This window comes from Coprococcus sp. AF21-14LB (assembly GCF_003458885.1).
Taxonomy (GTDB): Bacteria; Bacillota; Clostridia; order Lachnospirales; family Lachnospiraceae; genus UBA9414.
The window spans coordinates 21,434-35,165 of sequence record NZ_QRVX01000012.1 but is presented as its reverse complement, the minus strand read 5'-3'; the positions used below and the strand labels follow the sequence as shown (position 1 = coordinate 35,165).

The window sequence follows — 13,732 nt, the reverse complement described above, 5'->3', positions numbered from 1 at the left end:
AAGCTTTTTCGTTAAGGAGTAGTTTCTTCTGAGATTGGCATTTTATGTTTCATGATATAAAAATACATGACAATAAGAAGTGCTCCGGCAAGAATCCAGGCGGCAGGACTTGCAAGACAGATGCCGAGATAACTTGCATGGCGGGAAGCAATGATGGCAGTAACGCCTCGTCCGATCAATTCGGCAATTCCCGCCATCATCGGAAGAAGTCCAAATCCCATTCCCTGAATTCCGTTCCGGTAGAGATTGACTACTGCTAATGGAATGAAGAAGATGCCGACACATTTCAGATAAATATCTACTGCATCCATAATTTCTCCAATATTTCCTGAAACAAAGAAAACCGTCATATATTTGCCGACAGTCATGATGAGAAGTCCGCTGAGGATGGCGTAAACAAAACTCATCCAGGTAGCAGCGCGAAATCCCTGCCGGATTCGTTTGACTTTGCCGGCTCCCATGTTCTGGGCAGAATAGACGGAAAGGGTAGTTCCCATAGCGATAAATGCCTGTGTTACAACCTGTTCAATCTTACATGCGGCTGTGAAAGCGGCGACCATAGTGGAGCCAAGAATATTAAGAGCGGACTGTACCATGAGTGTACCGATGGCTGTGATCGAATACTGGAAAGCCATCGGAAGCCCAATGGTCAGCTGAAATTTTACAACAATCCAGTCCATACGCCAGTCATCTTTTGTCATCTTCAGAATAGGTACTTTCTTAATAATATAGATCAGGCAAAGAACGCCGGAAAGCCCCTGGGAGATGACGGTGGCGTAGGCTGCTCCGGCTGCACCCAGATGAAAGCCGATAATGAAGACAAGATCCAGGACAATATTCATAAGGGCTGCAAAAATCAAAAAGTAAAGAGGAACCTTGCTGTTTCCAAGGGCTCTTAAAATACTGGAGAGCAGATTATAGAGAATCTGTGCTACAATCCCGCCGCAGATGATCATAATATATACATATGCATCATGGAAAATGTCTTGCGGTGTATTCATTACTGTCAAAAGGGATTTCATTCCCGCCATACTGATGATTGTAATAAGAATCGAAATGATGGCAGAGAGAATTCCGGACATGGCTACAGATTTTCGCATTCCGGCAAGATCACCGGCTCCAAAGCGCTGGGCAGTCAGGACAGTAAAACCGGCAGTCATACCGATCAGGCTGGTTACAATGAGAAACATGATCGTACCGGTGGAACCAACGGCAGCCAACGCTTTTGTACCTACGAACTTACCGACGATGACGGTATCTGCCATACTGTAAAATTGTTGAAATACATTTCCGAGAAATAAAGGGATTGTAAAATTCAGTATCATCTTTGCCGGGCTTCCGGCAGTCATATCTTTTTCCATAGTATCACCCTTCTTAAATTTATTTTGTATAAAAATTCCAGAGGCTATTATAAAGGAAAATGGCTTATGGATTCAAGATTTTTTTTGGAAAATAAAAAAATTAAAGAGGGGATCGTTTGCATAAAGAAGGAATTTCGCTATAATAAGAGTAATGGGAACGTATCGTGTAAAAAGAAACGTACGGAAGAGAAAGGAGCGAGTGTATGACAATCCGGGAACAGCTTGAAAAAAGAGAATATGAATACTTGAGTCTTTATGCTATGAAAAGCAAAGATTCACAGGGAAGAAAACGGGAGGAGCCGCAGTGTGATATCCGCCCGGTGTTTCAACGGGATCGCGACCGGATTCTTCACTCAAAGGCATTTCGCAGGCTGAAGCAGAAAACACAGGTATTTCTTCAGCCGAAAGGAGATCACTACCGCACACGGCTGACGCATACACTGGAAGTATCGCAGAATGCGCGAACAATTGCCAAGGCATTGCGGCTTAACGAGGATCTGGCAGAAGCAATCGCACTAGGACATGATCTTGGGCACACACCGTTTGGGCATGCAGGAGAGCGTGCGCTGAATGCAGTCTGTCGGGAAGGATTTTCGCACAATAAGCAGAGTATCCGAGTGGTAGAAAAGCTTGAAAAGCAGGGACAAGGGCTGAATTTGACTTATGAAGTGCTGGATGGAATACTAAATCATAAGACGAGCGGAACTCCTCAGACGCTGGAGGGACAGATTGTACGTCTGTCAGATAAGATTGCCTACATCAATCATGATATTGATGATGCAGTACGGGGCGGTGTTCTTGTGGAGGCAGATATACCGGAAATGTACAGGCGTGTGCTTGGCGAAACATCTTCTGAACGGTTAAATACGATGGTACATAATGTGATTGTCAACAGTATGAACCGCCCGTTTATCAGAATGTCCCCGGATATTGAGGAAGCAACGATGGGGCTGAGAAAATTTATGTTTCAGCATGTGTATCAAAATCCGGTGGCAAAGGGAGAAGAAGAAAAGGCAGTTCATATGATTCAAAGTCTGTATCATTTCTATGAGACGCATATCGAAAAGCTTCCGGATAAATATCTGGCCATGATCGATGCGGGGGAGCATCGGGAGCGGGTGATCTGTGATTATATCGCAGGTATGACGGACACTTATGCGATTAAAATCTTTCAGGAAAATTTTATTCCAGAATCTTGGAATTTTTAAAGGAAATCACGAACTTTTGTCGAATATAATATATAGAGGGGATTTTTATCAGGATCTTCTTAAAATTCAGCGTAAATAAGCGGAAAGGAGACAGTGGTGTACTATTCTGATGAGATTATTGAAGAAGTGCGATCCAGAAATGATATTGTAGATGTGATTTCCGGATATGTAAAACTTCAGAAAAAAGGAAGTTCATATTTTGGGCTGTGTCCATTCCATAATGAGAAATCTCCGTCATTTTCTGTGAGCCGGGAGAAGCAGATGTATTACTGCTTCGGATGTGGAGCAGGTGGAAACGTATTTACCTTTATTATGGAGTATGAGAATTTTACTTTTGTGGAAGCTCTGAAAATGCTTGCCGAGCGGGCAGGAATCGATCTTCCGGAAGTAGAGTATTCTCAGGAGGCGAAAGCAAAGGCAGATCTGCGAATGCAGCTTCTGGAGATCAATAAGCTGGCTGCCAAGTATTATTATGCACAATTAAAATCAGAACATGGACAGCAGGCGTACCGCTATCTGAAAGATCGGGAGCTGAGTGATGAGACAATTGTTGCATTTGGGCTTGGTTATTCTAACAAATACAGCGATGATCTGTACCGCTATCTGAAAATGAAAGGCTATTCGGATACATTGCTCCAACAGGCGGGACTCATTACGATCGATGAACGAAATGGCGTTTATGATAAGTTTTGGAATCGTGTTATGTTTCCGATCATGGATGTGAATAATAAAGTAATTGGATTTGGCGGCAGAGTCATGGGAGATGCAAAGCCAAAATATCTTAACTCCCCGGAGACGCCGATTTTTGATAAAAGCCGGAATCTGTATGGACTGAACCGCGCCAGAACATCAAGAAAGCCGTATTTTCTGATCTGTGAGGGGTATATGGATGTGATTTCGCTGCATCAGGCAGGATTTAGTAATGCGGTGGCATCACTTGGAACGTCACTGACGGCAGGACATGCACAGCTGATCAAACGGTATGTCAATGAAGTCTATCTGACTTACGACAGCGATGAAGCCGGTACAAAGGCTGCATTGCGGGCAGTCCCGATTTTAAAAGAAGCGGGAATTACAGCGAAAGTGATTCGAATGGATCCTTATAAAGATCCGGATGAATTTATCAAACATCTCGGTGCACAGGCATTTGAAGAGAGAATCCAGAAAGCGCGAAATGGCTTCCTGTTTTCGCTGGAAGTATTGGAACGCAGTTATGATATGAATTCTCCTGAAGGGAAAACGGAATTTATAAGGGAAGCTGCAAGGCGTCTTGGCGAGTTTGAAGAAGAGATTGAGCGCAATAACTATATCGAGGCGGTAGCCGGAATTTATCATACCGGTTATGAGGAACTTCGAAAGCTTGTGGCGAAGATGGCGATTCAGAGCGGACTTGCCGCACCCGTCAAAAAGCCATTAACAGCACAGGGAAAAGACCATATGCGGGAAGATGGAAATATGACTTCTCAGAAGTTATTATTGACATGGCTGATAGAGGATGAAAGTCTGTTTGAGCAGATTAGACGTTATATTCAGCCGGGAGATTTTACAACCGAATTGTATCATACAGTGGCAGAACTTCTGTATGAGCAGCATGATGCCGGTGAAGTGAATCCGGCAAGGATCATGAATCATTTTACAGATGAGGAAGAACACCGGCAAGTGGCGGCTTTATTCCACACAAAAATTCGGGAACTTACTACGAAAGAAGAGCAGGAAAAAGCTCTGAAGGAAACAATCATTCGTGTAAAACAACATAGCGTAGAGTATGCGACACAGCATCTTGCGCCTACTGATATCGGAGGACTTCAGCGTTTAATGGAAGAAAAGAAGGCGCTTCAAGACCTTTCAAGACTGCATATTTCTATTAATTGAGGATAAAATATAAACAGAGCTTTTTTCGGAGTTCCGAAGAAAGCAGAGAGGAAGGAACACATGGAGGAGAATACCGTAAAACTGCAGGAAAAACTAAAAGAACTTCTTGCACTCGGCAAAAAGAAGAAAGGAATTCTGGAACTGCAGGAAGTGAATGATTTCTTTGCAGATATGGAATTGAATTCGGACCAGATGGAGAAGATTTTTGAATATCTGGAAGCAAAGAATATTGATGTACTGCGTATCAGCGATGATACAGATGATCTGGATGTAGACGATCTTGATATGGTGCTGTCAGAAGAAGATGACGTAGATATGGAGAAGATTGATCTGTCTGTTCCGGATGGAATCAGTATTGAAGATCCGGTTCGTATGTATCTGAAAGAAATCGGTAAAGTACCGCTTCTGAGCGCCGAGGAAGAAATTGAGCTTGCAAAACGTATGGCAGATGGAGATGAAGATGCGAAAAAACGTCTTGCAGAGGCCAATCTTCGTCTTGTTGTAAGTATTGCAAAGCGTTATGTAGGGCGTGGAATGCTGTTTCTTGATTTGATCCAGGAGGGAAATCTTGGTCTGATTAAGGCAGTAGAAAAGTTTGATTATCAGAAAGGATTTAAGTTCAGTACTTATGCGACATGGTGGATTCGTCAGGCAATTACCCGTGCGATTGCTGATCAGGCAAGAACAATCCGTATTCCGGTGCATATGGTGGAGACGATTAATAAATTAATCCGTGTTTCCCGTCAGTTACTTCAGGAACTCGGAAGAGAACCTACGCCGGAGGAAATTGCAGAAGAGATGGATATGCCGGTGGAACGTGTCAGAGAAATTCTGAAGATCTCACAGGAACCGGTATCTCTTGAGACACCGATCGGTGAAGAAGAAGACAGCCATCTTGGAGACTTTATTCAGGATGATAATGTACCGGTGCCGGCAGAGGCAGCGGCAGCCACACTTCTGAAAGAACAGCTCAGCGAAGTACTCAACACATTGACAGAACGTGAGCAGAAAGTATTACGTCTTCGCTTTGGAATGAATGACGGACGCGCCAGAACACTGGAAGAAGTCGGCAAGGAATTTGATGTTACCCGTGAACGAATTCGTCAGATTGAGGCAAAGGCGCTTAGAAAGCTCCGTCATCCGAGCCGCAGCCGTAAGCTTCGGGATTATCTGGATTAGAGGAAACAATGGAACTGTCAAAACGATTAGCCGCAGTAGCGGCGCTTGTAGACGCCGGAAGCAGGCCGGCAGATATTGGAACAGATCATGCATACATTCCAATCTGGCTTGTAGAAGAGGGAATCTGTCAGAAAGCATTCGCTATGGATGTTGGAAAAGGACCTCTTGAGCGTGCAAGAGAACACATTACCGGTCATGGACTTGGTAATTACATAGAAACAAGATTGTCAGACGGACTGGGAGCGCTTGCGCCGGGGGAGGCTGACTGTATGATTGCCGCCGGAATGGGCGGCAATCTTATCATAAAGATTCTGGAAGAAGGCTGCAGTGTACTGGAAGAGATGAGTACTTGTATTTTGCAGCCGCAGTCGGAGCTTGCGAAAGTTCGGAAATATCTCTGCGAACATGGATATTGCAGCGTGGCTGAGAATATGGTAAAAGAAGACGGAAAATATTATCCGATGATGAAAGTAAGAAAAGGCTGTGAAGAACCTTATCGTGAGGAAGAATATTGCTATGGACGTTTATTATTAAAGGAAAAACATCCGGTGCTGCGTGAATTTCTTGAAAAAGAACGCCGTACAAAACAAGAGATTCTTCAGGAGCTTCAGAAACTTCCGGGAGAGCATGTGAAAACAAGAATAGAAGTATTACAGCATGAGATTCTCGTCATAGAGAATGCCTGCCGAATGTATGAACAGGAGTAGAAGAGATGCTTTGCAGAGAAATTACAGCGAAGATTGAAGAAACCTTTCCAAAAACAGCAGCATGTTCCTGGGATAATGTGGGATTGCTGGCAGGCCGGAAAGAAAAAGAAGTGAAAAGACTGTATTTGGCGTTGGATGCGACAGATGAGGTGATCGAACATGCAGCAGCGTGGAAGGCTGATCTGCTTGTGACACATCACCCGCTTTTGTTTTCCTCAATCAAACGGATTACCGATGATGATTTTATCGGAAGACGATTACTGCGTTTAATCCGGGAAGATATTTCCTATTACGCCATGCACACGAATTATGATGTTATGAGAATGGGAGAAGCAGCGGCAGAGAGGCTTTTGCTGACAGATACAGAACCGTTAGAGGTGACGCTGCAGATGGAAGAAAAAGGCAGTGTGAAAGAGAAAGGAATCGGCTGCATAGGGATGCTGCCGGAGCGTATGTCTTTAGAAAGGTGTGCAGCACAGGTAAAGAAAATCTTTGCATTGCCCGATGTAAGAAGTTTTGGAGATCGGCAAAAGCAGATAAAAAAGGTCGCAGTCGTTCCGGGATCAGGGAAAGATGAAATTAGCGAAGCGGTCGAAAAGGGCGTTGATGTGCTGATTACCGGAGATATTGGCCATCATGACGGGATTGATGCGGTAGCCAGAGGACTTGCAGTCATTGATGCAGGGCACTATGGACTGGAACATATTTTCATGGATGAAATGGAACAGTTTTTTAAAAGGAACTGGTCTGAGTTTGAGATTATGAAAGAGCCGATTACACATCCATTTTGGAGTTTATAGACCGTAAGGAGGTAGTTGCAGATGGAGCTTTATACAGTCATTGTAGACGGGGAAGAGAGACAATATGAGGCGGGAACCACATATCAGCAAATTGCAGAGGAGTTCCAGGACAGATATGAGAATGATATTGTACTCGTATTTGCGGATGGAAAGCTCCGGGAGCTGCGGAAAAAAGTAAAAAGAAACTGTGCCATTTCCTTTGTGACAACATCAGAGGAAATCGGAATTCAAACATACCGCAGAAGTATGTGTCTGATGCTTGTAAAAGCGGTACATGATGTTGGCGGCCAGGATCAGGTAAAGAAAGTGAGAATCCATTACTCGGTCAGCAAAGGATACTATTGTACCGTAGAAGGCAATCTGAAACTGGATCAGCATTTCTTGATCAGGTAGAAGAATATATGAAACATATGGTCGAACAGCGGATGCCGATCAAAAAGCGTTCCATCAGTACAGACAATGCGGTGGATTTATTTGAAAAGTATGGCATGACAGATAAAGCAAAATTATTTGAATACCGCAGAAGTTCCAGTGTGAATATTTACCGTATGAACGAATTCGAGGATTACTACTATGGATATATGGTGCCGGATGCCGGATATCTGAAATATTTCAAGTTATATTTGCTGGAAGAGGGATTTGTACTCCAGATGCCGGAAGCATCATCCCCGAAAAAGGTACCGGATTTTGAACCTCAAATGAAGCTTTTTCAAGTATTGAAAGAATCTACCAGATGGGGAGATATGCAGAACATTGAAAATGTAGGAGATCTCAATGAACGTATTACAAAAGGTGACGAGCATGAAGCGATTCTCGTTCAGGAGCGCTGCAGGAAAAGAAAATAGCTGAAATTGCAACAATGATCGCAGAGAGGTCTCAAGTGAAATTTGTTCTGATTGCAGGACCTTCCTCCTCCGGAAAGACTACTTTTGCCAAACGTCTGGCGATTCAGCTCCGTGTGAATGGTTTGATCCCGCATGCGATTGGTGCGGATGACTATTTCCACAATCGGGAAGATACTCCGTTGGATGCAGATGGGAACTATAATTTTGAATGCATTGAAGCAATCGATACCGAACTGTTGAATCGGGATTTGAATGAATTGCTGAAAGGGAAAGAAGTTGCCATGCCGACCTTTAATTTTAAGACAGGCAAACGAGAATATCGGGGCAATACGATGAAATTAGGTAAGAATGATGTTCTGATTATTGAAGGAATCCATTGTCTGAATGATGCACTGACATATGAGCTTCCAAAAGAGAATAAATTCAAAATCTATATCAGTGCGCTGACGCAGTTAAATATTGATGAGCATAACCGGATTCCGACAACAGACGGACGTTTGATCCGGCGTATGGTAAGAGATGCAAGAACAAGAGGAACAACCGCACAGCAGACCATTGCTATGTGGCCTTCCGTCAGACGGGGAGAGGAAGAGAATATCTTTCCGTATCAGGAAGAGGCAGATGTGATGTTTAATTCTGCGCTAATCTATGAACTGGCTGTACTGAAACAATATGCCGAACCGATTCTTTTTGGAATTGATAAGCACTGTAAAGAGTATCCGGAGGCGAAACGCCTTTTGAAGTTTCTGGATTATTTTGTGGGATGTCGAAGTGAGATTGTGCCAACCAATTCTCTCATCCGTGAATTCATTGGCGGAAGCTGCTTCGAGGCATAGAAAAGTAAAAATACAAAAATACCGCTGCATCGGAACTTATGTTTCCGGAAGTCAGCGGTATTTTTATGAACATTTCCAATCGTTTATAAGAAAACTTTCATATCATCAGGAATTGGTGCCTGAAATGCCATTGGTTCTCCTGTAATAGGATGTTGGAAGGACAGTTTAAAAGAATGAAGTGCCTGCCGGTGAATCCGTGAATAGTCCGGATGATAGAGAAAATCGCCCGGAAGAGGGTGCCCGATATATTTCATATGGACACGGATCTGATGGGTTCTTCCTGTCTCAAGCTTTAATGAGACGAGAGAATATCCATCTTTATAGGAAATACGTTTGAAATGAGTACAGGCAGTTTCACCACGTTCTTCGTCAACACAGCGTTCAATGGTAGAGCCTTCTGCCCGGGCAATCGGAGCAGTAATGGTTCCTTCTTCCGGAACTTCTCCTTCGGCAATTGCAAGATAAGTCCGGCTGATCTTTCGCTCAGCAGACATATGATAGAGCAAAGAAGCACTGTACATATGTTTTGCTACGATGAGAAGTCCTGTTGTGTCTTTGTCCAGTCGATTGATACACCGGTAAGTAAAAGGTTCGCCAAGTGAGAGATAATGCCATGCCAGTGCATTGGCCAGTGTATTGTCATAATTTCCCTGAGAGGGGTGAATTGGCATGCCTGCAGGCTTATTGATCACAAGGAGATCTTCGTCTTCATAGATGATATTCAGAGGAAGGTCTGCAGGAACGATATTTTCAGAGGAGACATTTTCCACAAGCTGAATGGTCAGATAGTCATTCGTGTGAAGAATATCCCATGTATGTGCCCAGATTCCGTTCAGAAGGATTCCGTTCATCGTTCGTTTCAGGTGCGTAATAACCTGATGGGAGTACCCCTCTGCTTTTAGGAAGTCAAGCAGAGGGGTATTATTAAATTTCAGTGGAATCGTGTAGTAAAATATTCGCTTCATTTGGAAACTCCCGTATTAATTGGATTTTACCTCTCTCCAGAGTTCATTGTAAATATCATTTGTTTCATCGCCGAGATAAGAAAAAGTTTCACAGCGGTCTAAAATCTCCGGGCCAGGGAAAGCAATCGTGTTATTTCGAAGAGCTTCATCTTCAATCAGTGCACGAGCGGCTTCATTTGGCGTAGAGTAGGTAATGTAGTCAAAGTTCATTTTCGCAATGTCAGGACGGCAGAGGAAATTGATAAATGCTTCTGCATTTTCCTTATGTTTTGCATTTTTTGGGATAACCCAGGAATCGATCCAGACATTAGAGCCTTCTTTTGGAACTACATATTCCAAATCCTTATTTTCATTCTGTGTATAAATCGCTTCTCCGGAATAAATGACGCCAATCGCTGCTTCATTTCCGATCATTTTATCGCGCACCTGGTCAATGACATAGGCCTGTACAAGCGGCTTCTGCTCAATCAAAAGATCTCTGGCAGCAGTCAGTTCATCAAGGTCTGCAGAATTTAAAGAGTGACCGGAGAGCTTTAATGCAACGGCGAAAGCATCCCGGACGCTGTCCTGCATCAGAATGTTATCTTTGTATTTCTCATCCCAAAGAACAGACCAGCTGTCAATTGGTTCATCTACCATTGTTTTATTGTAGAGAATACCAATAGTACCCCAGCAGTAAGGAACAGAATACTTATTTTCCGGATCAAACTGCTGTGAAGTTTTCATATAGGTAGAACCGATATTTTTGATATTTGGAATGTTGTCGAAGTTAATTTCTGCCAGCAGATCATTTTCAATCATGCGCTGGATCATGTAATCCGAAGGGCAGACAACATCATAGGCAATGGCGCCGGACTGTACCTTTGGATACATAATCTCATTTGTTTCAAACTCTTCGTAAACAACATTGATTCCGGTTTCTTCTTCAAAGAGTGTGATTGTTTCCGGATCCAGGTATTCACCCCAGTTGTATACAACAACCTGGTTATCGCCTGTAATCGTTTCTTTTGAACCATAGAAAAATCCGCCGGCGATGATAACAAGTGCCATCACAGCAGGAACAACGCGGCGTAAGAAGATCCGCACCGGTTTTTTCTGCAGAAAATGAGAAAATCTGCGAGAGGTTTTAGACGATTTTGCAGTTGTATCCGGTTCCATATTCACAAGCAGTAAGAGAATTAAAACAGTACCGAATAAAAGGGTGGACAGCGCATACATTTCCGGTTTGATTCCTTTTCGCACTTCGCTGTAGATCTTTGTAGATAATGTATCAATTCCGGGACCTTTCGTGAAGTGCGTAATCACAAAATCATCAAGGGACATTGTAAATGCTAGCAGAAAGCCGGAAATAACACCTGGAAGGATATCCGGGAATACTACTTTAAAAAATGCGTAGAGCGGTGACGCACCGAGATCCAGTGCGGCTTCGTAAGTATAACGGCTTGTCTGTTTTAATTTCGGAAGAACATTAAGTACAACATAAGGAACACAAAAAGTAATATGTGACATTAAGATTGTACCGAATCCGAGATTGATACGTCCCGCAATAAAAAGCAGCATGAGAGAAATTCCCATTACGATTTCACCGTTAAGCATTGGAATATTTGTGATACCAAGTGTAATCGTTTTGCTCCGCTGCTTCATAGCCTGGATTCCAATGGCAGCCATTGTTCCGAGAACTGTGGCAATTGCGGCTGCCAGTACGGCAATGATGAGTGTGGTATAGAGCGCATTCATGATCTGTTCATTCTGAAAGAGCTGAACGTACCATTTCCCGGTAAAGCCGCCCCATTTTGCGCGGGTTTTGGAATTATTAAATGAAAGAATCATCAATGTGACGATTGGTGCATATAAAAGAAAGAAAATAATTCCTAAATAAGTTTTCTGTAATATTTTTTTCATTAGAATGCCGTACCCTCCCCGTCTTTATCGTATTTGCCGATGATGGCCATACTGATGAGGATGAAGATCATCAGTACAATGGAAAGTCCGCTTCCCACGTTCCAGTTACTGCTCTGCTTAAATTCCTGTTCAATGACATTGCCGATGAGCAGAATTTTACTTCCGCCAAGAAGATCGGAGATGACGAAAGTTGTCAGTGCAGGAATAAATACCATTGTAACTCCGCTGATGATGCCCGGGAGGCTGAGGGGTACAATGATTTTGAAAAATGTCTGTACATTATTGGCGCCAAGATCTTTTGCGGCGTGGATAACATCTTTGTCAATCTTTACGAGAACATTGTAGATTGGCAATACCATGAACGGCAGGAAATTATATACCATACCGAGAATGATTGCATAAGGCGTATTAATAATTTCCAGCGCCGGAAGGTGGAAGAATCCGAGGATGCTGTTGATAACACCGTTTTTCTCAAGCAGTGTCTGCCATGCAAGCGTACGCAAAAGAAAATTCATCCACATTGGGAGGATGAAGATCAACACAAGAAAACTTGTATGATTTACGTTGGAATTCGCAAGGATCATTGCCAGCGGATAGGCAAGGATCAGGCAGATCAAAGTACTGATAAGAGAGAGCAGGAGCGCAAGACCGAGCGCTTTCAAGTTCTCCGGAGTCGTGATTTCAGCAATATTTGCGAACGTAAATGCACCGTCTGCATCGGTCAGTCCGTAATAGAAGATCATCAACAACGGGATGATCGTAAAAGAGACAGACCAGAACAGATATGGGCCGGCAAGATATTTCTTTTTGTTTTTTCCGCATTCATTTTTCCAGCGAAGAAAAATCTCCCGAACCCGATCGGAAAAAAAATCTTTTTTCATAGCGGTTTCGTTATTCTTCAATGTTTACAGCCTCCTCATCTTCAGATTCCGGTTTGTTCATAATCTGGATATCAAATGGATCTACTCGGATTCCAACTTCTGTACCAACCGGAAACATATCGGTACTGTGGACGAGCAGTTCATAATTGTTTGCAGAGACTTCCATCTCATAGTGTACACCTTTGAAAATCAGGTGTGTGACAATTCCGTTAATAACGCCTTCGTTTGGTTTGACGAGATCAATATCTTCCGGGCGAATTACAACATCGACCGGACGGTTGCGTCCAAATCCGGTATCAACACACTCGAAATCTGCGCCGAGGATGTTGACAAGGCGGTCTCGGATCATGCGTCCTGAAATAATATTACTGTCACCGATGAAGTCTGCCACGAAAGCATTTTCCGGTTCATTGTAAATATCTTCCGGTGTACCAATCTGCTGAATATAGCCCTGATTCATGACAACAATGGTGTCGGACATGGTAAGGGCTTCTTCCTGATCATGGGTAACATAAATAAAAGTGATTCCAAGTTCATTTTTCAGTCGGATCAACTCGTACTGCATATCTTGGCGAAGTTTTAAGTCAAGAGCGCCGAGAGGTTCGTCAAGAAGGAGTACCTTTGGTTCATTGACAATCGCTCTTGCAATGGCGATTCGCTGCTGCTGTCCGCCGCTTAGAGAGTCGGCAGAGCGGTTTTCAAATCCATCCAGGTTTACAAGTTTCAATGCATATTTAATCTTATCCTGAATATAGGCTTTCGATTTGCCTTTAATCTTTAATCCAAAAGCAATATTTTCAGCAATTGTCATATGTGTGAAGAGTGCATATTTCTGAAATACGGTATTCAGCTGACGTTTATTCGGAGCAAGATTCGTAATGTCTTTGCCATCGAAAATAACTTTTCCGGAGTCCGGAGTTTCAAATCCGCCAAGAATTCGAAGTAAAGTTGTTTTTCCACATCCACTCGGTCCAAGCAGAGTCAGAAATTCGTTCTCCCGGATGTAGAGATTCAATTCATCGAGGACAAGATTATCCCCATAAGATTTAGAAATATTAACAATGTCAATTAATTTATTCGCCACGTGATACCCTCCTGTACATGATAATATGTCAAATGTCTGACTGTTCTGAATAATCTTCTTAAATTATATATGTTTTGTCGAAAAATGCAAGC

General features: G+C 43.0%; 10 protein-coding genes and 1 pseudogene. 6 read left to right on the top strand and 5 right to left on the bottom strand.

The window, feature by feature from the left end:
• Window positions 1–11 precede the first annotated feature (11 nt).
• On the bottom strand, window positions 12–1,361 hold the full coding sequence (locus tag DWX73_RS04685) for an MATE family efflux transporter (protein ID WP_118347331.1): 1,350 nt from the start codon (window positions 1,359–1,361) through the stop codon (window positions 12–14).
• Between the two features lie 203 nt (window positions 1,362–1,564).
• On the opposite strand from DWX73_RS04685, the gene DWX73_RS04680 reads away from it, so the two are divergent.
• The 6 genes and pseudogenes from DWX73_RS04680 (at window position 1,565) to DWX73_RS15480 (ending at window position 8,808) form a co-directional block, all read left to right on the top strand.
• Window positions 1,565–2,569, top strand: coding sequence for a deoxyguanosinetriphosphate triphosphohydrolase (locus DWX73_RS04680; protein WP_118347329.1), 1,005 nt, complete (start codon window positions 1,565–1,567; stop codon window positions 2,567–2,569).
• Between the two features lie 96 nt (window positions 2,570–2,665).
• Window positions 2,666–4,441, top strand: coding sequence for a DNA primase (gene dnaG, locus DWX73_RS04675; protein ID WP_118347327.1), 1,776 nt, complete (start codon window positions 2,666–2,668; stop codon window positions 4,439–4,441).
• A 60-nt stretch (window positions 4,442–4,501) separates the two neighbouring features.
• Window positions 4,502–5,620, top strand: a complete 1,119-nt coding sequence (rpoD, locus tag DWX73_RS04670) for an RNA polymerase sigma factor RpoD (protein WP_118347325.1) — start codon at window positions 4,502–4,504, stop codon at window positions 5,618–5,620.
• Between the two features lie 8 nt (window positions 5,621–5,628).
• Entirely contained in the window at window positions 5,629–6,327 is a 699-nt protein-coding gene (locus DWX73_RS04665) for a tRNA (adenine(22)-N(1))-methyltransferase (protein ID WP_118347323.1), read from the top strand.
• Between the two features lie 5 nt (window positions 6,328–6,332).
• Window positions 6,333–7,127: a Nif3-like dinuclear metal center hexameric protein gene (locus DWX73_RS04660; RefSeq protein WP_118347321.1), complete on the top strand. Its 795-nt coding sequence runs from the start codon at window positions 6,333–6,335 to the stop codon at window positions 7,125–7,127.
• A gap of 21 nt (window positions 7,128–7,148) precedes the next feature.
• Window positions 7,149–8,808: pseudogene (locus tag DWX73_RS15480) on the top strand (nucleoside kinase).
• A gap of 83 nt (window positions 8,809–8,891) precedes the next feature.
• Here DWX73_RS15480 and DWX73_RS04650 read toward each other — a convergent pair.
• The 4 genes from DWX73_RS04650 to DWX73_RS04635 are packed head-to-tail and all read right to left on the bottom strand — an operon-like array spanning window position 8,892 to window position 13,640.
• Window positions 8,892–9,773 carry an RluA family pseudouridine synthase gene (locus DWX73_RS04650; protein ID WP_118347319.1) on the bottom strand — a complete coding sequence of 294 codons (882 nt, stop codon included), beginning with the start codon at window positions 9,771–9,773 and terminating at the stop codon, window positions 8,892–8,894.
• Window positions 9,774–9,788: 15 nt separating this feature from the next.
• The gene (locus tag DWX73_RS04645; RefSeq protein WP_118347317.1) at window positions 9,789–11,675 is read right to left on the bottom strand and encodes an extracellular solute-binding protein; all 1,887 of its coding nucleotides are present in this window, start codon (window positions 11,673–11,675) and stop codon (window positions 9,789–9,791) included.
• The gene (locus DWX73_RS04640; RefSeq protein ID WP_242996627.1) at window positions 11,675–12,577 is read right to left on the bottom strand and encodes an ABC transporter permease; all 903 of its coding nucleotides are present in this window, start codon (window positions 12,575–12,577) and stop codon (window positions 11,675–11,677) included. Before DWX73_RS04640 ends, DWX73_RS04645 begins: the two co-directional genes overlap by 1 nt.
• Entirely contained in the window at window positions 12,567–13,640 is a 1,074-nt protein-coding gene (locus DWX73_RS04635; protein ID WP_118347315.1) for an ABC transporter ATP-binding protein, read from the bottom strand. The genes DWX73_RS04640 and DWX73_RS04635 overlap by 11 nt, the downstream gene beginning before the upstream one ends.
• Window positions 13,641–13,732: the final 92 nt, after the last annotated feature.

Coding starts and splice junctions, on each gene's coding strand:
- DWX73_RS04685 (WP_118347331.1), bottom strand. CDS start 1,361: ATGGAAAAAGATATGACTGCCGGAAGCCCGGCAAAGATGATACTGAAT.
- DWX73_RS04680 (WP_118347329.1), top strand. CDS start 1,565: ATGACAATCCGGGAACAGCTTGAAAAAAGAGAATATGAATACTTGAGT.
- rpoD (WP_118347325.1), top strand. CDS start 4,502: ATGGAGGAGAATACCGTAAAACTGCAGGAAAAACTAAAAGAACTTCTT.
- DWX73_RS04665 (WP_118347323.1), top strand. CDS start 5,629: ATGGAACTGTCAAAACGATTAGCCGCAGTAGCGGCGCTTGTAGACGCC.
- DWX73_RS04660 (WP_118347321.1), top strand. CDS start 6,333: ATGCTTTGCAGAGAAATTACAGCGAAGATTGAAGAAACCTTTCCAAAA.
- DWX73_RS04650 (WP_118347319.1), bottom strand. CDS start 9,773: ATGAAGCGAATATTTTACTACACGATTCCACTGAAATTTAATAATACC.
- DWX73_RS04645 (WP_118347317.1), bottom strand. CDS start 11,675: ATGAAAAAAATATTACAGAAAACTTATTTAGGAATTATTTTCTTTCTT.